Consider the following 15,846-nt stretch of genomic DNA (forward strand, 5'->3'; position numbering starts at 1 on the left):
GACTGTTATAGAATCGGAGCATGGCAGGACGACCGAGGGGCTTCGACCGCGACGAGGCGCTCGACACGGCGATGCGCCGCTTCTGGAGCGACGGCTACGACGAGACGACGGTCGCCGTGCTCACCCGCGAGATCGGCATCTCGGCGCCGAGCCTCTACGCGGCCTTCGGTGACAAGGACGAGCTCTTCCGTGCCGCGGCGAGCTGCTACGCGGACACCGCCGACGCCGCCCTCGCCCGGCTCCTCGACGCGCCGAGGGCCTGGGACGCGCTGGCCGCCGTCGTCCGCTCGAGCGCCGCGGGCTACTCCGACCCGGGCACGCCCTCCGGCTGCTTCGTGCTGAGCGAGCCGCGCCTGGCCGAGCGCCGCCGTTCGATGGAGGACGTCATCGCCGCGCGGATCGAGCGGGGGATCGCCGAGGGGGATGTGCCGGCCGGCACCGACGCGGCGCGGACGGCCGCCTTCGTCGTCGCGGTGCTGACCGGGATGTCGACGCAGGCCCGCGACGGCGGCAGTGCGGAGCGCGTCGCCGAGATCGGCGAGCTCGCGCTCGCGGCGCTGCCCCGCCCGTGACCGCCGCGCCAGGGACTGCCCGGCAGCACCTCGCCGCCGCCGCCGATCTCGCCCGCCGGCACCTGGAGCACCCGGAGCGCGCCGCCGCGCTGAACCTGCGGCTGCATCGGGTCACGGCGCCGACCTCGCTGGTCTACACGCGCTTCCCGCCGACGCTGAGCCTCGTGCTCTCCGGCCGCAAGCGCTCGATCGTGGGCGACTCGGACGAGCAGTGGGGCGCCGGCCGCTTCCTGATCACGCCGGTCGACCTGCCGGTGATCGCCGCCGTGGTCGAGACCGGCGAGCAGGGCGACTTCGTCTCGGCCAACTGGCACCTCGATCCGGTGCTGGTCGCCGAGGTCGCCGGGCTGGTCGCGCACCGGCCTACCGCGGCGATCCCGGAGCGGATCGGCACGATCACCCCGGAGCTCGCCGACGCGCTGCACCGCCTGTTCCGGCTCCTGGACGCGCCGGAGGAGATCCCGGTGCTCGGGCCGGCGGTGTCGCGCGAGCTGGTGCTCCGGCTGCTGCAGAGCGACCAGGCGCCGCGCCTGCTGTCGGCGTCGTCCGCCGTCCGCTCGGCCGCGGTGACCCGGGCGGTCGACGCGATGACCGGCGCGCTCGCGCACGGCTGGACGCTCGACGCGCTGGCCGCCGAGGCGAGCACGAGTGTGCCGACGCTCACCCGGCGGTTCCGCGAGCTGACCGGGATGTCGCCGCTCGGCTACCTGCGCCGGCTGCGGCTGGGCGAGGCGCGGCGACTCCTGCTGGTGCGCGGCGAGACGGCCGCGGGGGCGGCGGCGGCCGTCGGCTACGCCAGCGCGTCGCACTTCGGCCGCGACTACCGCCGCGCCTATGAGACGACCCCCGCCGCCGACGCCGCGCTGCACCCGGGCCGGCTGGTGCAGGTCGACTGACCAGCTCCCCGCCACCGGCTCCGGTCAGCGCCGCGCGCCGACGATGCCGCCGTCGACCAGCAGGGTCGTGCCGTGCACGTAGGACGCCTCGTCGGTCGCGAGCCAGCGCACGGCCTGGGCGATCTCGTCCGGGCGGCCGGGCCGGCCGGCGGGGGTCGGGGCGGTCATCGCGTCGAGGATCGCCGAGGCGTGCTCGTTGCCGGGGGTGAGCGTCGCGCCGGGGGCGACCGCGACGACGCGCACGCCGTCCGCGCCGTACTCGGCCGCCCAGGCGCGGGTCAGGTGGTCAAGCGCCGCCTTGGTCGCCGGGTAGAGGGCGGTGCCGAGGGTGCCGACGCGCGCCATCCACGAGGTGATGTTGATGATCACGCCGGAGCCGCGCTCGGCCATCGTCGGCGCGATCGCTCCGACGAGCTGGTGCGGGACCCGGATGTTGGTGACGAGCAGCGCGTCGACGTCGGCGTCGCTCAGCTCGGCGGTCGGGCCGACGGGGAACACGCCGGCGTTGTTGATGAGCACGTCGATCCGGCCGCCGAGCAGGCGCAGCGCCTCGGCGGCGACGGCGCGGGTAGCGTCGGGCGTGCCTCCGAGGTCGGCGACGAGCACGGAGGCGGTGCCGCCGGTCGCGGTGATCGCCTGCGCGACCGCCTCGGTGCGCGCGCGGTCGCGGCCGTGCACGAGGACGTGCGCGCCGGAGGAGGCGAGCCGGTGGGCGATGGCCTCGCCGAGCCCGCTGGAGGAGCCGGTGACGAGGGCGGTGCGGCCGGCGAGCCGGTCGTCGGCGGGGAGATCGGTGGGGAGGGAGGCTGTGGTTTCGGTCATGGACCCAGCCTTGCGGCGGGGGTCGACGGCGGGTGTCCCGATCGGATCGAGGGCTGTCGCGATCGGATCACGACGCTGCCCCTGCCCCGGACGCGTGCTGATCGGGCAGCCCCTGCCTGCTGATCGAGTAGCCCGCGCAGCGGACGTATCGAGCGGAGGGGGCGCCTCCGGCGCCAGCGCAGGACGGGGAAGAGACCGACGTCCTTGGGGTGGGCGGGTCTCGATACACCCCTGCGGGGCTACTCGACCAGCATGTCTGCGGTCGTCCCGTCCAGGTAGATCCACCGTGCTGGCCTGGGCGGGTCTCGACACGCACCGCCGGGGCTGCTCGACCAGCATGTGCGGGTCCGGAGCGCACGCCTGTGCCGCGCACGCTGCCTGCTGATCGAGCAGCCCGCGGAGCGCACCACGCATCCTGCTCGAGCAGCCCCTGCCTGCTGATCGAGCAGCCCGCGCAGCGGGCGTATCGAGATCCCCCGTCGTCAGAACGGCGCGGGGACGTCGACGAAGCGGGGCTTCGGCGGCGGCTCGGGCGGTCGACCGGGGAGCGGCGGCGGGCGGTTGCTGATCCGCCGACCGGTCGGGCTCGTCCAGACGATCATTCCGTCGTCGTGTCTGACGTACGTCCACTGTTCGCCGTGCCGGATGTGGTGGTGCGAGGTGCAGAGCGAGACGAGGTTCTCGAGCGAGGTCTCGCCGCCGTTGCGCCACTCGAGGGTGTGGTCCGCCTCGCTGGTGGCGGCGGGCCGGGTGCAGCCGGCGAAGCGGCAGGTCTGGTCCCGCAGCTGGAGGTGCAGGCGCATCTGCGGTGGCGGGACGCGGTAGGTGCGGCCCACGGAGACGACCGCGCCGGTCTCCGGATCGGTCAGGACGCGGGTGAACGAGGCGCCCGTGGCGATCAGTTCGCGGGCGATCTCGGCGGGCACGGGGCCGTAGCCGTCGAGGTCCGCGGGAGCGTCGTCGAGACCCACGGCGGTGGAGGCGGCGAGGGTCAGCCGGACCTCGGCCCGCACTCCTGGGACGAAGGTCGGGTCGGGCCGGTGCTCGGGGTCCGGGGTCGTTCCCGCGATGTCGCCGTCGCAGAGGAGATCGACGGCCGCGTCGGCGCTGAGCTGCTGGAGGGTGCGCGGATCGCCGTCGTCGCGGAGGGTGCGGGCGATGCGGCGCAACCGGTCGTACGCGCCCGTCACCGCTGGCGCGGGAGCGTGGACGCAGAGCGTCGCCATGCCGTCGACGTCCGGGGTGACCCAGACGGCGCGGTCCTCCTTCGCGCGGGCGTGCCGCTCGGCGAGGGGCTGCTCGTGCAGCTCCTCCCGCCAGCGGGTCAGGGCGCGGCGCAGCTGCGTGGTCGTCATCGTGAGCGCGGCGTCGGCGGCGCGCTCGTCGACGGACGCGCGGGAGGCCTCGGGGAGGCTGCTCGCGGTTCTGCAGATCGCCTCGCCGATCTCCCAGAGGATTCGTGCGTCGCGGAGTAGGGCGCGGGTGAGGGGGAGGTGCTCCATCAGCATCTGCGCTGTTTCGAGGCGTCGGCAGACCTCTCGCTCGGAGACGCCGAGCGTGACCGCGAGTTCGGCGCGGATGGAGCGCTCGACGAGGTCGCGCGTCTCGCTCCGAGAGGCGCCGCGGGCGAAGGACTCCGGGACGGTGAGCGCGACGCGGTAGCCGCGGTGCATGCGTTCCGCGGCTCTCAAGCGCGTCGGGGATGCGGCGCGCTCGGTGGCCGCGGCGTCGGTGAAGCAGTCACGCACCTCCGCGAGTGCTGCCGCATTCTCATCTTCTGACATACGCGTATTGAAGCAGGGACCACCGACACCGAAGTCGGAACCATGGGCTGATCGGGGATAACGCGGTCGGATCTACGAGTGTGGAGGAGACTCGCTCCCGGATGCCTCGGTGATGGTGGGTCTCGATACGCCGCCGGTGGCGGCTACTCGACCAGCATGTGCGGGCATGAGCAATACGCGTGGACTTCGCGCGCCGCATGCTGATCGAGCGGCCCCTGCATGGTGATCGAGCAGCCCGCGGAGCGGGCGTATCGAGATCAACTGTGCTGAGCTAGGCGGGTCTCGATACGCCCCTCCGGAGCTACTCGACCAGCATGAATGCCGCAGGAGGCAGCTACTCGACCAGCATGAATGGCGGCGGAGGCGGCTGCTCGACCAGCATGAATGGCGCCGGAGGCGGCTGCTCGACCAGCATGAATGGCGGCGGAGGCGGCTGCTCGACCAGCATGAATGGCGGCGGAGGCGGCTGCTCGACCAGCATGAATGGCGCCGGAGGCGGCTGCTCGACCGGCATGAACGACGCCGGAGGCACCTGCTCGACCAGCATGAATGGCGGCGGAGGCGGCTGCTCGACCAGCATGAATGGCGCCGGAGGCGGCTGCTCGACCGGCATGAAGGGCGGCGAGGGCGAGACCAGGGGCGGCCGAGGCGGCTACTCGGCAGGCACGGCCGTCTGCCCGCGGACCGCGGCGACGACGGCCGCGACCGCGCGGTCGACGCTCGCCGCGCGGGCGGCGGCGTCCTCCTGCTCGGAGTCGTGGACGAAGGCCGTCGTGCCGCGGACCGCGCCGCAGTAGTCGACGACGCCGTGCTCGATCTGGGTGCGCAGGGACTGCTCGTAGCCGTGCCGGTCGTACACTCCGGCGCTGTCGCCGGCGATCGGCAGTAGGTGGACGGTGAGCCCGCCGAGCTTCCGGCGCATCCCGTCGGCCGGGTCGATCTCGAAGGCCCAGCCGTTGACGAAGACGCGGTCGATCCAGCCCTTCAGCAGCCCGGGCATCGACCACCAGTAGACGGGGAAGACCAGCACGAGGTGCTCGGCGGCGTCGAGCCGGCGCTGCTCGCTCGCGACGTCGGCCGGGTACTCGCCCGCGACGCGGTAGCTGTGCCGGTCGGCCGCACTGAACCGCGGGTCGAAGCCCTCCGCGGCGAGATCCGCGAGCTCGGCCGGCTGCAGCTCCTCTGCGAGCCGTCGGGCCAGAGCGAGGGTGAGCGAGTCCTGATCGGGGTGGGCGGCGACGATGAGCGCGGTCATCCGTCCATCCAAGCGCAGCCGGCCGAGAGCACCGTCCGACCCGTCACCGCCGCGGCGTGCGACGGCTCGGCGACCGACGGCTCGGCGTGCGACGATCCGGCGTGCGACGATGCGGCATGCGACAGCACGACCGCGGAGGAGACCGATGACCGAGCCGGACCCGCAGGAGGTCCTGCACCGCGACGGCAGCCTCCGCGCTCGCGGCGCCACGCTCGACGGCGAGCTCCACGGGTACTGGGAGTGGTTCCGCCTGGACGGCACCCGGCTGCGGAGCGGGTCGTTCGATCGCGGGCGCCAGGTCGGAGTCTGGACCACCTACGACCGCACCGGCGCTCCGCACAGGGAGACCCGCTTCGGCGACTGAGGGGGCCGCGCCTCGGACCGCGACTCAGGTTCCGCCGCGCGCCAGGACACCGGTGACGAGCAGCTGCACGAGGGCGTCCGTGTCGTAGCGCGGATCGCCCGCGCCGCCGATGCAGAGATTGCCGATGCCGCGCAGCAGGCCGTACGCCTCGACGGGCGGGGCGTCCGGCGCGATCGCCGCCTCGAGCAGCGTCGCGCAGACCGGCACCAGCCGGTCGACGAAGAAGGCGTGCAGGGCGTCCGAGCCGGCGCCGTCGCCCTGCAGCGCATCCGGCAGCCCGTGCTTGGTGACCAGGAAGTCGACGAACAGCGCCAGCCACTCGCGCAGCGCCGCCTCGGGTGAGTCGCTCTCGGCGAGGAGTCGCGGCCCGGCCTCGGCGCAGGCCTCGACCTGGTGCCGGTAGACGGCGACCACGAGATCCGCCCGGGTGGGGAAGTGTCGGTAGATCGTGCCCGTGCCCACGCCGGCGCGCGTCGCGATCTCGCGGACCGGGGCATCGACGCCGGACTCGACGAAGACCGCGGCGGCCGCGTCGAGGAGCGCCTGCGAGTCGCGCCGGGGTCGGCCGACGCGGGGCACCGCCGAGCCGGTGCCGCCATGATCCGTCACTGCTGCTCCTCCTCCGAATGCTCCGCTTGCTTAACGGAACAGCGCTCCGTATTGTTGCGGAACGTCGCTCCGATAACCAGTATCGCAGAGCGCGAACTGGAAGGCACCAGCATGACCAGCACCGTCCCCACCTCTCTCCCCGAAGCACTCCCCGTCGTCTCGGTCGCCCCCGTCGAGCTCGACGCTGCGGGCCGCCCTGTCCCGCTCACCGTGCGGATCTCCGCCCCCGCGACCGGCTCGGACCTCCCCGTGGTGCTCTTCTCGCACGGCAACGGCTGGAACCACGACGGCTACGCACCGCTCACTGCGTTCTGGGCCTCGCGCGGCTTCGTCGTGATCCAGCCGACGCACCTCGACTCCCGTCGCCACGGCTTCGGCTTCGACCACCCCGTCTTCCCGACGATCTGGGAGCAGCGGATCGCCGATCTCACGCGCGTGCTCGACCGGCTCGCCGTCCTCGAGGCGGTCGTGCCCGGTCTCGCCGGCCGGGTCGACTCGAGCCGAGTCGCCGTCGCCGGGCACTCCTGGGGCGCGCAGACGGCGCAGACGCTGCTCGGCGCCCGCATCGTCGGAGAGGACGGCTCGCTCAGCCCGGACCGCTCCGACCGCCGGGTGCGCGCCGGCGTCCTGCTCGCCGCGACGGGGGTCGCCGGCGACGACCTCGAGCCGTTCGCGCAGGCGGCCTTCCCCTTCCTCCGCCCCTCCTTCGCGCAGCTGAGCACGCCGACCCTCGTCGTCGCGGGCGACCGCGATCAGTCGCGGCTCTCCCGGCGCGGGCCGGACTGGTTCACCGACGCTTACACGCAGAGCCCGGGCGCGACCGATCTGCTCACCCTGCACGGCGGCGAGCACTCGCTCGGCGGCATCGTCGGCGAGGAGGTCGCCGAGACGACGGACGCGGATCCCGCGCGCCTGAGCGCGATCCAGCAGCTGACCACGGCCTACCTCCGCACGGCCCTCGGCGTCGACGCGAGCAGCTGGTCCGTCGCGCGGGCGGCGTTCCACGAGGACGGGCGCGAGATCGGCCGCATCGACAGCAAGTGACGCCGCGCACTGCCGCCGGGCGTCAGTCCTTGGCCGCCGCGGCCCCTCCGGCGAGGTCGTCCTCCGTCGGCTCGGTCACCCCGATCGTGCTGATGATCGGCATCGTGCCCGTCCGCGCGAGCGGCTCCTCGGCGGTCGGCGCCGGCTCCGGATGCGGGGAGCGACGCGCCCGCACCGGCGCCACCGCGCGGACGACCGGAGTGCGCAGCCGCCGGTAGGCGATGCGGCCGAGGGTGACGCCGCCCGCGAGCCCGATCGCGATCATGCCCGCCTGGAGCAGCAGCTCGATGCCGCCCTCGGGGCCGCGGCCGGAGGTGAGGTCGAGCACGCCGCGGTAGAGGGTGAGGCCGGGGAGCAGCGGCACGATGCCGCAGGCGGTGGTCACCACGGCGGGCACGCGCCAGCGCTCGGCCAGGGTCTCGCCGAGCAGGCCGATCACGATCGCGGGCACGGCGCTGGCGAGCAGCGGCGCGGCGCCCAGCCCGCTCAGCGCGTCGGAGGCGACCCACGCTCCCGCGCCGGTGAGCGCGGCGACGAGCGCCGGCCGCGGGGGCGTGTGCGAGGAGAGCGCCCAGGCTCCCGCGGCGATGCCGGCGCCGAGCACCTGCACGCTCGCCGGCCAGGGGCGGGCGTAGGAGTCGACCAGCACCAGCTCCACGCCGAGGGTGCGCGCGCCGTCGAGCACGGCGGCGATGCCGACGACGATGCCGAGCGTCAGCAGCCCGACCTCGAGCAGCCGGCCGCCGGCCGTGATCGGGAAGCCGTTGATGGCGTCGTCCGCCGCTCCCACGAAGGAGAGCCCGGCGAGCAGCACGACGACTCCGGAGGCGACCACCAGCGCCGGCGGCAGCACGGCGAACTCGACCGGCAGCTGCGGCACGACCGCGAGCAGCAGCACCGCGACCCCGGTCGCGAGCGCGGCTCCGGCGATCTGCTGGAAGAAGGCGGGCAGCCCCCAGCGGCCGAGCAGCTGGTTGACGCCGTCGATCGCGGCGGTCGTGAGCGCGGCGAGGAGGACGATGAGCGGCCCGCCGCCGAGCAGGATCGCGACGCCCGCGGCCATCACCGCGAGGGTGAGCGTCACGACGCTCCGCCGGTAGCGGTGCGGCTGGACGAGGATCGCGTCGAGCCGCTCGTGCGCGTCCTCGAACTGCTGCCGGGCCTCGTCCCGCGCGGTCGACGAGTCGACGGTGTCGGCGACCCGGACCTCGGGGGAGCCGTCCGTGATCGCGGTGACCAGCGTCGTCACGCGGGCGAGCCGCTCGTAGTCGGCGCTGCGGGAGGCGACGACGCGCAGCACGCTCACGCTGGGCGAGTCCTCGCTGCCGTCGTGCACGACCAGGATCGAGGTGAAGGTGAGGTCGACCTGCACCTCGATGCCGTAGGCGCGGCAGACCCGCTCGATGGTCTCGGTGACCTCGGCCGCCGCGGACCCCAGCGACAGCAGGGTCTCGCCGAGCCGCACCGCCAGCTCGAGCACGCCGCGCACGGTCTGCTCGGCGAGGACCGCGCGCTGCGAGCGCCGGCTCACCGGCGCGGCAGGGCGCTGGCCGCTCAGCGTGCCGACGAGCTGCCGGAGGAGTCGCTGCTGGAAGGGTCGAGGAGAGGGCACCCCCCGAGCGTACGGAAGACCACCGTCACCGGAGGACAGGCTCCTGAGGACCGGATCCGCAGGACCGGCGCCGCACCGCCGTCACCGGACCGCCGTCACCAGGGCACCACCGCGCCGCGGAAGTCGCGGTAGGCGATTCCGGGCGTGCCGAGGCGGCCGATCAGCACGTCGACCACCTTCGGCACGTTGTCCTCGATCGTGAACGGCGCGTCGTCGCCGCCGAGCGCGGTCCGGATCCAGCCCGGCGCGATCAGCACGATCGCCCGGCCCGTGCCGGACTGCCGCACCGCGAAGCTCTTCAGGAACTGGTTGAGCGCCGCCTTGCTGCCGCGGTAGACCTCCCGCCCGCCGCCGGTGTTGTTCGCGATGCTGCCCTGCCCCGACGACATCGCGCCGATCAGGCCGTCATCCGCGACGAGGTCCTGCAGCGTCTCGATCACGCGCATCGGGCTGAGGGCGTTGGTGACGAAGACCTCGATGAAGTCCTCCGTCGAGACCTGGCCGATCGGGGTGTCCTCGCTCGTCGTGGTGCCGGCGTTCACGAAGAGCAGGTCGAGCACGCGCCCCGTCAGGTGCTCCCGGAGTGCCCGCGTCTCCTCCTCGTCGGTGATGTCGAGCCGCTCGATCGCCAGGCGGTCCGCGCCGACCTCGTCCTGGAGCTCGTGCAGAGGGGTGCGCCTGCCGGGATCCCGGACGGTGCCGATCACGTCCCAGCCGCGGCCGAGGAACTCCGCGGCTAGGGCATGGCCTAGCCCGCGGGAGGCTCCGACGAGGAGGGCGGTGCGGGTGGAGCCGGACGGGGGAGTCGGTGTGGTCGTCATATCGTCACTCTCGCGCCGTAGCGCCCCGACCCGTGCGATCTGCCAGCGAACCCTGGGGTGTGGGGCCGCGGTTCTCAGATTCAGCATCCGGCGACGGTGGTCACGTCCATGCTGATCGAGTAGCCCGCAGAGCGGGCGTATCGAGATCCACCAGCGTCAGAAGGCGGGTCTGCAGGCCGTCCGGCTGACGACGGTGGGGGCGGTTTCATACGGTTGTTGCAACGGAGGGGTGGTTGCATGCCGGGTCGTCGGTTGGATGCGGGTGAGCGGGCTCAGATCGCGGTGTTGTTCGCCCGGGGGTTGCGGTTCCCGGAGATCGCGGAGCTGATCGGGCGGGATCGGACGACGGTGTGGCGGGAGCTCAAACGCAACAACGTGTATCGGGGTGCCCACACCGCTGGAATGGTCGCGCGGCATCCGGGTCGTCGCCGGTCCGTGGCCTCGGGGATCGGGCCGGGGTTGGGGGGTGAGTACCGGTGGGCGTACTCGGCGTCCGTGGCGCAGCGCAAAGCGGATGAGCGGGCGAAGCGCCCGAAGGCACGCAAGCTCGTGGCGAGGCGGCCGGCCGCGTCGCCGCTGTTATGGGGTCTGGTCGAGCAGAAGCTGCGCAGTAAGTGGTCCCCGTCGCAGGTGTCTGCTTGGCTGAAGAGCGAGTTCCCTGACCGACCGGAGTATCACGTGTCTCACGAGACGATCTATCAGGCGATCTACTACCAGACCCGCGGAGAGCTGCGCCGAGAGCTCGCGCACGAACTGCTGCTGCGCTCAGGACGCGTCTCTCGCCGCCCGCAGTCCCGAGGCGCTCGGGCCGCTCGATCGGGCCGGCTCTGGGCGAAGGACTTCAACATCAGCACCCGCCCCGCCGAGGCCCAAGACCGCGCCGTTCCCGGGCACTGGGAAGGCGACCTCGTGATCGGCGCGCGAGGCACCTCCGCGATCATCACCCTCGTGGAACGCTCCACCCGCTACGTGATGCTCGGCTCCCTCCCCGAGGACCGCACCAGCGGAAACGTGACCGCCGTGCTCACCACCCTCATGCACCGACTCCCCGAGCATCTGCGGCGCACCCTCACCTGGGACCAAGGCATCGAAATGGCCCGCCACGCCACCTTCACCCTCGCCACCGACTGCCGCGTGTTCTTCGCCGACCCCCACTCGCCCTGGCAACGAGGATCGAACGACAACACCAACGGACTCCTGCGCCAATACTTCCCCCGCAGCAGCACCGACTTCCGCACCTACACCCAGACACAACTCGACACCATCGCCGAAGAACTCAACACCCGCCCCCGCAAAACCCTCGACTGGGCCACCCCCGCCCACCGCCTCGACCAACTCCTCGTTGCAACAACCACTTGACCACAAGGGGTCTCGATACGCCCCTTCGGGGCTACTCGACCTGCATGTGTGCGAGCGTCTCTGCCGAGTGGAGACGCCCCTCCGAGGCTGCTCGACCGGCGAGAACGGGCGCCCCACCGGCAGCGGCTGCGCAGGTGCTCAGAATCGTTTCTGTGGCGACGTTCCGGCCGTCGTGTCGCGCCAGAGCAGCCCTTCTCGCCATCCGCTCCCAGGTCTGCTCCGAATCATGCGTACACATCAACCTCACGACCGGAGCCCGCATGCTCGCCACCGCCACCGCCACCGCCACCGCCACCGCCACTGCCACCACTGCCGCGCGCCGCTCGCGCACCGTCCCTGCGCCCGCGCTGCCGCTGCTCCCGCCCGACTCCGACCGGATGCTCGTCATCCGCTCGGCCTCGGGCGACGACCGCGCGTTCGCCGAGATCGTCCGACGGCACACCTCCCTGCTGCGCGCGACGGCGCTGCGTATCCTCCGCGCCTCGAGCGAGGTGGACGACGTGGTGCAGGAGACGTTCCTCGCCGCCTGGACGCACATGGACAGCGTGATCGACGGCGAGACGATCATCGGCTGGCTGCTGACCACGGTGCGCCGGCGCTGCTACGACCGGCTGCGCTCGAGCGACCACCAGAACCACGCCGAGCTGGAGCAGGACGTGCCGGAGTCGCTCGACCACTGCCCGACCGCGGTGTCGGAGCGCGCGGCGCTCGTCGCCGAGGCGCGCGCCGTGCTCGGCCGGATGCCGGAGCTGCAGCGCCGCTGCTGGGAGCTCCGCCAGCTGCAGCAGCGCAGCTACGACGACATCGGCGCAGAGCTCGGCGTCAGCGCGACCGTGGTCCGCGGGCAGCTCTCCCGGGCCCGCCTGCTGATGGAGGCCACGCTCGCGCACTGGCGCTGAGGCTTCGGAGCGCACCGCGCGGGCGGTCGATCCGTCGCGAACGGCTCTCGCCGACGTGCCGAGGGAGCCGTTGGCGACGGGTCGATCGGCCGATCGCCGCGACGTGAGGGGTGGGCGCACTCGGCTCGGGACGGACTCGGCGGTTAGCGTGGAGGGCATGGAACCCAGCTTCGGAGCCCTGCTCACCGGTCTCGTGATCAACCTCTTCTGGTTCGCGCTCGTCCTCGTCGCGGTCTACTTCGTCGTCCGGGCGGCGGTGACGAGCGCGCTCAGGCGCGCCGGCGTCATCACTCCGGCGAGCGCCGCCGCCCTCGATCGCGAGGACGAGGCGCACCGCCGCGCGATCGACGATGAGCGGCGTCCGGAGGCCTGAGCCCGGCGCACCCGATCCGGGCACACCTGAGCCGGGCACACCGTCGCGGGATCAGCTCCCGAGGATCGCGAGCACCGTCGACAGGATCCCGCAGACCGCGCCGGTGCCGACCAGGATCAGGCCGGTCAGCCGCAGCGCGCGCACCGGATCCGCGCGCCGGTGCAGCCGGATCCGCTCCGGGTCCTCCTCGCGGTAGTAGACCTCGCGCTGGTCCGAGCCGACCGGCGTCAGCGGGTCGTCGGCGGCGAGCGGCCGCGAGCGGACCTCGCCCGCGCGGGTGACCCAGTGCAGCGCCCGCGGCGGCCCGTCCTCGAGATAGGCGGTCGTCGTCGACCACCGCCCGTCGATCAGCAGCCCCACGAACGCCGCGAACAGGAACAGCAGCCCCAGCGGGAGCGTGATGAGGGAGAGGGCCTCCAGGATCGTCTCCAGCACCGGTCGCCTCCCTCTCGGATCCGCTGACGAGCGTACCGGGCGGAACCGGCGCGGGCTGCGCCGCCCGGCCACCGTTCCCCGCCGATACCGGGCGGCGCGGCGGCGCTTCCGTACACTGGCGGGCGACCGCGGCTGCTCCGCTGCGGGGGCGGATCGACGAGCTGCGGGGGTGGCGGTGACCGATGGCGACGACGGGTGGCGCACGGCACGGACGGCTGAGACCGCGCTCGGGCATTCGGACTCTGCTCCGCGGTGCTGCGGCCGCCGTCGCGGTCCTCGCCGTGAGCGGCACCTGCCTGGTCGGGATCGCGACGGCGAGCATCACGAGCAACGTCGCGGGCAACGCGGTCGACCTCGGGATCGCGCCCTCCGCGGAGCCGCGGGCCGTGCAGCTGGGTGCGATCGAGGGCGGCTTCAACGTCCTCATCGTGGGCACCGACAACGACGCGGTGCAGGGCGACGCCTTCGGAGTCCGCGACGGCACGCTCAACGACGTCACGATCCTGCTGCACGTCTCCGCCGACCACCGCAGCGCCACGGTGATCAGCTTCCCGCGCGACCTCGTCCTGGACCGCCCGGCCTGCACCGATCCGGAGACCGGCGAGGTCACGGAGGCGACCGCCGACGTCCCGCTGAACTCGGCGTTCGAGGCCGGCGGGCTCTCCTGCGTCAACGACACGATCCAGCGGTTCACCGGCATGACCGTGCCGTACGCGGGCTGGGTCTCCTTCAACGGCGTCATCGAGATGAGCAACGCCGTCGGGGGAGTGCCGATCTGCCTCACCGGGCCGATCCGCGACACCGACTCCGGGCTCGACCTGCCCGCCGGCACCAGCACCGTCTCGGGAGCGACCGCGCTCGCGTTCCTCCGCACCCGGCACGGCGTCGGCGACGAGAGCGACCTCAGCCGGATCTCCTCGCAGCAGCAGTACCTCGCCTCGCTGATGCGCACGGTCCGCTCGGCGGACACGCTCTCGAACGTGCCCGCGCTCTACGGACTCGCGCAGGCGGTGTCCTCGAACGTGCACCTGTCCACCACGCTGACGAATCCGTCGACGATGATCTCGCTCGCGCTGGCCCTCAAGGACGTCGACCTCGCGCAGATGGTGTTCGTGCAGTACCCGGCGCTGGACGACCCGGACCGGCCGGGCAAGGTCGTGCCGGACACCGTGCTCGGCGGCGAGCTGATGGGGCGGGTGCTGAACGACGAGCCGGTCGTGCTCGCGTCGACGCCCGCGGAGGAGCAGCCCGCTCCGCCGGTCGAAGCGGGCACCTCCGCTCCTGCGGCGACCGACCCGGCCGCCGCGCAGCCCGCTCCGGAGCCGCTCGACGCCCCCGGGCAGACCGCCGCCGAGGAGACCTGCGCCGTCCCGTCGGAGTGACGCGCGGAACCGGCCGCGGGTGAGTCGTCAGGCCGTCGCGTCCGCGCCGGTGTCCCGCACGTTCCTGACGACGCGGGCCGGGGCGCCGACGACGACCGCTCCCGCCGGGACGTCCTTCGTGACGACCGCGGCGGCGGCGATCACCGCGTCGTCGCCGACCGTGACGCCGGCGAGCAGGACGGCCTTCGCGCCGATCCAGACGTTGGAGCCGACGACGATCGGAGCGGGGTGCAGGTCGCCGCGTCGCGCCGGATCGAGGTCGTGGTTCAGGGTCGCGAAGACGACGTCGTGCCCGATGAGGCAGTCGTCGCCGATCGTGACGCCGCCCTGGTCCTGGAAGGCGCAGCCGGAGTTGATGAACACCCGCGCGCCGATCCGGAGGCTGCGGCCGAAGTCGGCGCGCAGCGGCGGGAAGAGGGTCACCGACTCGTCGATCGGCCGGCCGGTCAGCTCCGCCAGCAGCTCGCGCACGCGCTCCGGCGGGTGGTAGCCGCTGTTCAGCTCCCCGGTGATGCGCAGCGCCTCCTGGCTCGCCGCGTGCAGGACGGCGTGCAGCGGGGAGCCGCCCTCGATCGTCCGCCGCGCGTCGAACGCGGCGATCAGGTCGTCCAGGTTCTTCAGGTCCAGTTCCAGGTCCAGCTCCGGGTCCATGTCGTCGTCCTCTCCTCGGGTCCGCCCAGGCTAGGAGCGCCGGGCGCGCGGCTGGGACTCCCTGCCGGGGCACCCCTGCCGCGGGTCGGCCCGCCGTCAGCCGTCACGCCTCCATGAGGCGTCCCTCGACGGTCGAGACGTCCCGCAGGAACGGGCTGCCTCGACCGCTCGGGGACGCCTCGCGCGTCACGCCCCGACGCCGCGGGGGAGACTCCGCTCCAGGAGGGTGGCCCGGCGGGCGGCCAGGGCGAGTGCGAGCAGCACGGCGGCGATGACGGCGAGCGGCAGGACCACCCGGGCGGCCGGGACGTCCGTGAGCACCGTCGCGCCGAGGGCGTCGACGGCGGTCAGCAGCGCCGACAGGCCGACCAGCAGGAGGACCGACATCACGGCCGCCACCCGACCGCGCCAGGGCACGACCGCGAGGACCCCGAGCGCCGCCACCGGCCCCGCCGTCGACAGATCGGGACCGAGCCACCCGGCCGCCGCAGCGACGAGCGCGATGCTCAGCTCGGTGGCGGCGGCGAGCAGGGCGGTGGCCCGAGCGGCGCCGGTCCGGGCGGCGAGGGCGAGGCCGAGGGCGATCGCGAAGAGCGTCCCGGCGAGGAAGGAGGGGTTGGTGAACGGTCCGATCGCACCGGGGTGGCTGACACCGGGGGACCAGTTGACGACGGCGTAGAAGACGAAGAACGCCGTGGCGAGGGCGAGGGGGACGATCGTCGACGGGGAGCGCCCGGGAGCGGATCGGAGGCGGTGGCGCAGACCGCCGACCGCGAGGGTGGTCCGCTGCCCGATGCCCGGGCCGCGGTGCCCGCGGTCGTCGGCCTCGTCGAGCAGGATCCCCAGCAGGACCTCGCCGTGCTCGTCGCGCCAGGCGGCCGGGTACCAGCGCAGCGCGCGGCGGAAGCGGTCGGTGCGCCGCGCGTCCTCGTTCGTCGTCATGCCGTTCTCCTTCGTCGGGTGGTCGG

At 73.4% G+C, this 15,846-nt stretch carries 18 protein-coding genes; 8 read left to right on the forward strand and 10 right to left on the reverse strand.

Translation table 11 applies throughout. The annotated features are described in order from the left end of the window. The first annotated feature begins 20 nt into the window (after positions 1-20). Both C1I64_RS06045 and C1I64_RS06050 read left to right on the forward strand, forming a co-directional pair. On the forward strand, positions 21-572 hold the full coding sequence (locus C1I64_RS06045) for a TetR/AcrR family transcriptional regulator (RefSeq protein WP_127886549.1): 552 nt from the start codon (positions 21-23) through the stop codon (positions 570-572). Further along, positions 569-1,468, forward strand: a complete 900-nt coding sequence (locus tag C1I64_RS06050) for an AraC family transcriptional regulator (protein WP_127886550.1) — start codon at positions 569-571, stop codon at positions 1,466-1,468. The genes C1I64_RS06045 and C1I64_RS06050 overlap by 4 nt, the downstream gene beginning before the upstream one ends. A 24-nt stretch (positions 1,469-1,492) precedes the next feature. Here C1I64_RS06050 and C1I64_RS06055 read toward each other — a convergent pair whose 3' ends face one another. The 4 genes from C1I64_RS06055 to C1I64_RS06070 form a co-directional block, all read right to left on the reverse strand. Continuing rightward, on the reverse strand, positions 1,493-2,290 hold the full coding sequence (locus C1I64_RS06055) for an SDR family NAD(P)-dependent oxidoreductase (RefSeq protein WP_127886551.1): 798 nt from the start codon (positions 2,288-2,290) through the stop codon (positions 1,493-1,495). A gap of 482 nt (positions 2,291-2,772) precedes the next feature. Further along, positions 2,773-4,074, reverse strand: coding sequence for an HNH endonuclease (locus C1I64_RS06060; RefSeq protein ID WP_127886552.1), 1,302 nt, complete (start codon positions 4,072-4,074; stop codon positions 2,773-2,775). A gap of 334 nt (positions 4,075-4,408) precedes the next feature. Next, a complete protein-coding gene (locus C1I64_RS06065) occupies positions 4,409-4,687 on the reverse strand; it encodes a hypothetical protein (RefSeq protein ID WP_127886553.1) in 279 nt (92 codons plus the stop codon). 39 nt (positions 4,688-4,726) lie between these two features. Then, positions 4,727-5,329 carry an NAD(P)H-dependent oxidoreductase gene (locus tag C1I64_RS06070; RefSeq protein ID WP_127886554.1) on the reverse strand — a complete coding sequence of 201 codons (603 nt, stop codon included), beginning with the start codon at positions 5,327-5,329 and terminating at the stop codon, positions 4,727-4,729. A 145-nt stretch (positions 5,330-5,474) separates the two neighbouring features. Between C1I64_RS06070 and C1I64_RS06075 the strand changes: the two genes are divergently transcribed. Then, a complete protein-coding gene (locus C1I64_RS06075) occupies positions 5,475-5,693 on the forward strand; it encodes a toxin-antitoxin system YwqK family antitoxin (protein ID WP_127886555.1) in 219 nt (72 codons plus the stop codon). A 24-nt stretch (positions 5,694-5,717) separates the two neighbouring features. Here the strand turns inward: C1I64_RS06075 and C1I64_RS06080 are convergent, their stop codons facing one another. Next, positions 5,718-6,302: a TetR/AcrR family transcriptional regulator gene (locus tag C1I64_RS06080; RefSeq protein WP_164874456.1), complete on the reverse strand. Its 585-nt coding sequence runs from the start codon at positions 6,300-6,302 to the stop codon at positions 5,718-5,720. A 111-nt stretch (positions 6,303-6,413) separates the two neighbouring features. On the opposite strand from C1I64_RS06080, the gene C1I64_RS06085 reads away from it, so the two are divergent. Then, entirely contained in the window at positions 6,414-7,346 is a 933-nt protein-coding gene (locus C1I64_RS06085) for an alpha/beta hydrolase family protein (RefSeq protein ID WP_127886556.1), read from the forward strand. A 22-nt stretch (positions 7,347-7,368) separates the two neighbouring features. On the opposite strand, the gene C1I64_RS06090 is transcribed toward C1I64_RS06085, so the two are convergent. Together C1I64_RS06090 and C1I64_RS06095 are read right to left on the reverse strand one after the other, a co-directional pair. Further along, positions 7,369-8,958 (reverse strand): threonine/serine exporter family protein, encoded by a 1,590-nt coding sequence (locus tag C1I64_RS06090; protein ID WP_127886557.1) that lies wholly within the window; start codon positions 8,956-8,958, stop codon positions 7,369-7,371. A gap of 95 nt (positions 8,959-9,053) precedes the next feature. Further along, positions 9,054-9,779: an SDR family NAD(P)-dependent oxidoreductase gene (locus tag C1I64_RS06095; protein WP_127886558.1), complete on the reverse strand. Its 726-nt coding sequence runs from the start codon at positions 9,777-9,779 to the stop codon at positions 9,054-9,056. Between the two features lie 237 nt (positions 9,780-10,016). Here C1I64_RS06095 and C1I64_RS06100 point away from each other — a divergent pair, with 237 nt between their 5' ends. The 3 genes from C1I64_RS06100 (at position 10,017) to C1I64_RS06110 (ending at position 12,410) form a co-directional block, all read left to right on the forward strand. Further along, on the forward strand, positions 10,017-11,138 hold the full coding sequence (locus C1I64_RS06100; RefSeq protein WP_127886559.1) for an IS30 family transposase: 1,122 nt from the start codon (positions 10,017-10,019) through the stop codon (positions 11,136-11,138). A 260-nt stretch (positions 11,139-11,398) separates the two neighbouring features. Further along, positions 11,399-12,037: an RNA polymerase sigma factor gene (locus C1I64_RS06105; protein WP_127886560.1), complete on the forward strand. Its 639-nt coding sequence runs from the start codon at positions 11,399-11,401 to the stop codon at positions 12,035-12,037. 157 nt (positions 12,038-12,194) lie between these two features. Next, complete coding sequence (locus C1I64_RS06110; RefSeq protein WP_123445935.1) at positions 12,195-12,410, forward strand: hypothetical protein; 216 nt, start codon at positions 12,195-12,197, stop codon at positions 12,408-12,410. Between the two features lie 51 nt (positions 12,411-12,461). Here C1I64_RS06110 and C1I64_RS06115 read toward each other — a convergent pair whose 3' ends face one another. Next, positions 12,462-12,845 (reverse strand): hypothetical protein, encoded by a 384-nt coding sequence (locus tag C1I64_RS06115; RefSeq protein WP_127886561.1) that lies wholly within the window; start codon positions 12,843-12,845, stop codon positions 12,462-12,464. A 281-nt stretch (positions 12,846-13,126) separates the two neighbouring features. Here C1I64_RS06115 and C1I64_RS06120 point away from each other — a divergent pair, with 281 nt between their 5' ends. Then, the gene (locus tag C1I64_RS06120) at positions 13,127-14,227 is read left to right on the forward strand and encodes an LCP family protein (protein ID WP_164874457.1); all 1,101 of its coding nucleotides are present in this window, start codon (positions 13,127-13,129) and stop codon (positions 14,225-14,227) included. Between the two features lie 27 nt (positions 14,228-14,254). Here the strand turns inward: C1I64_RS06120 and C1I64_RS06125 are convergent, their stop codons facing one another. Further along, on the reverse strand, positions 14,255-14,878 hold the full coding sequence (locus tag C1I64_RS06125) for a DapH/DapD/GlmU-related protein (protein WP_127886563.1): 624 nt from the start codon (positions 14,876-14,878) through the stop codon (positions 14,255-14,257). Positions 14,879-15,064: 186 nt separating this feature from the next. After that, on the reverse strand, positions 15,065-15,820 hold the full coding sequence (locus C1I64_RS06130; RefSeq protein ID WP_127886564.1) for a hypothetical protein: 756 nt from the start codon (positions 15,818-15,820) through the stop codon (positions 15,065-15,067). Positions 15,821-15,846 lie beyond the last annotated feature (26 nt).

Origin of the sequence: Rathayibacter festucae DSM 15932 (assembly GCF_004011135.1) — a bacterium.
GTDB lineage: Bacteria > Actinomycetota > Actinomycetes > Actinomycetales > Microbacteriaceae > Rathayibacter > Rathayibacter festucae.

Coding starts and splice junctions, on each gene's coding strand:
- C1I64_RS06045 (WP_127886549.1), top strand. CDS start 21: ATGGCAGGACGACCGAGGGGCTTCGACCGCGACGAGGCGCTCGACACG.
- C1I64_RS06055 (WP_127886551.1), bottom strand. CDS start 2,290: ATGACCGAAACCACAGCCTCCCTCCCCACCGATCTCCCCGCCGACGAC.
- C1I64_RS06060 (WP_127886552.1), bottom strand. CDS start 4,074: ATGTCAGAAGATGAGAATGCGGCAGCACTCGCGGAGGTGCGTGACTGC.
- C1I64_RS06065 (WP_127886553.1), bottom strand. CDS start 4,687: ATGCCGGTCGAGCAGCCGCCTCCGGCGCCATTCATGCTGGTCGAGCAG.
- C1I64_RS06070 (WP_127886554.1), bottom strand. CDS start 5,329: ATGACCGCGCTCATCGTCGCCGCCCACCCCGATCAGGACTCGCTCACC.
- C1I64_RS06075 (WP_127886555.1), top strand. CDS start 5,475: ATGACCGAGCCGGACCCGCAGGAGGTCCTGCACCGCGACGGCAGCCTC.
- C1I64_RS06085 (WP_127886556.1), top strand. CDS start 6,414: ATGACCAGCACCGTCCCCACCTCTCTCCCCGAAGCACTCCCCGTCGTC.
- C1I64_RS06095 (WP_127886558.1), bottom strand. CDS start 9,779: ATGACGACCACACCGACTCCCCCGTCCGGCTCCACCCGCACCGCCCTC.
- C1I64_RS06100 (WP_127886559.1), top strand. CDS start 10,017: ATGCCGGGTCGTCGGTTGGATGCGGGTGAGCGGGCTCAGATCGCGGTG.
- C1I64_RS06105 (WP_127886560.1), top strand. CDS start 11,399: ATGCTCGCCACCGCCACCGCCACCGCCACCGCCACCGCCACTGCCACC.
- C1I64_RS06110 (WP_123445935.1), top strand. CDS start 12,195: ATGGAACCCAGCTTCGGAGCCCTGCTCACCGGTCTCGTGATCAACCTC.
- C1I64_RS06125 (WP_127886563.1), bottom strand. CDS start 14,878: ATGGACCCGGAGCTGGACCTGGAACTGGACCTGAAGAACCTGGACGAC.
- C1I64_RS06130 (WP_127886564.1), bottom strand. CDS start 15,820: ATGACGACGAACGAGGACGCGCGGCGCACCGACCGCTTCCGCCGCGCG.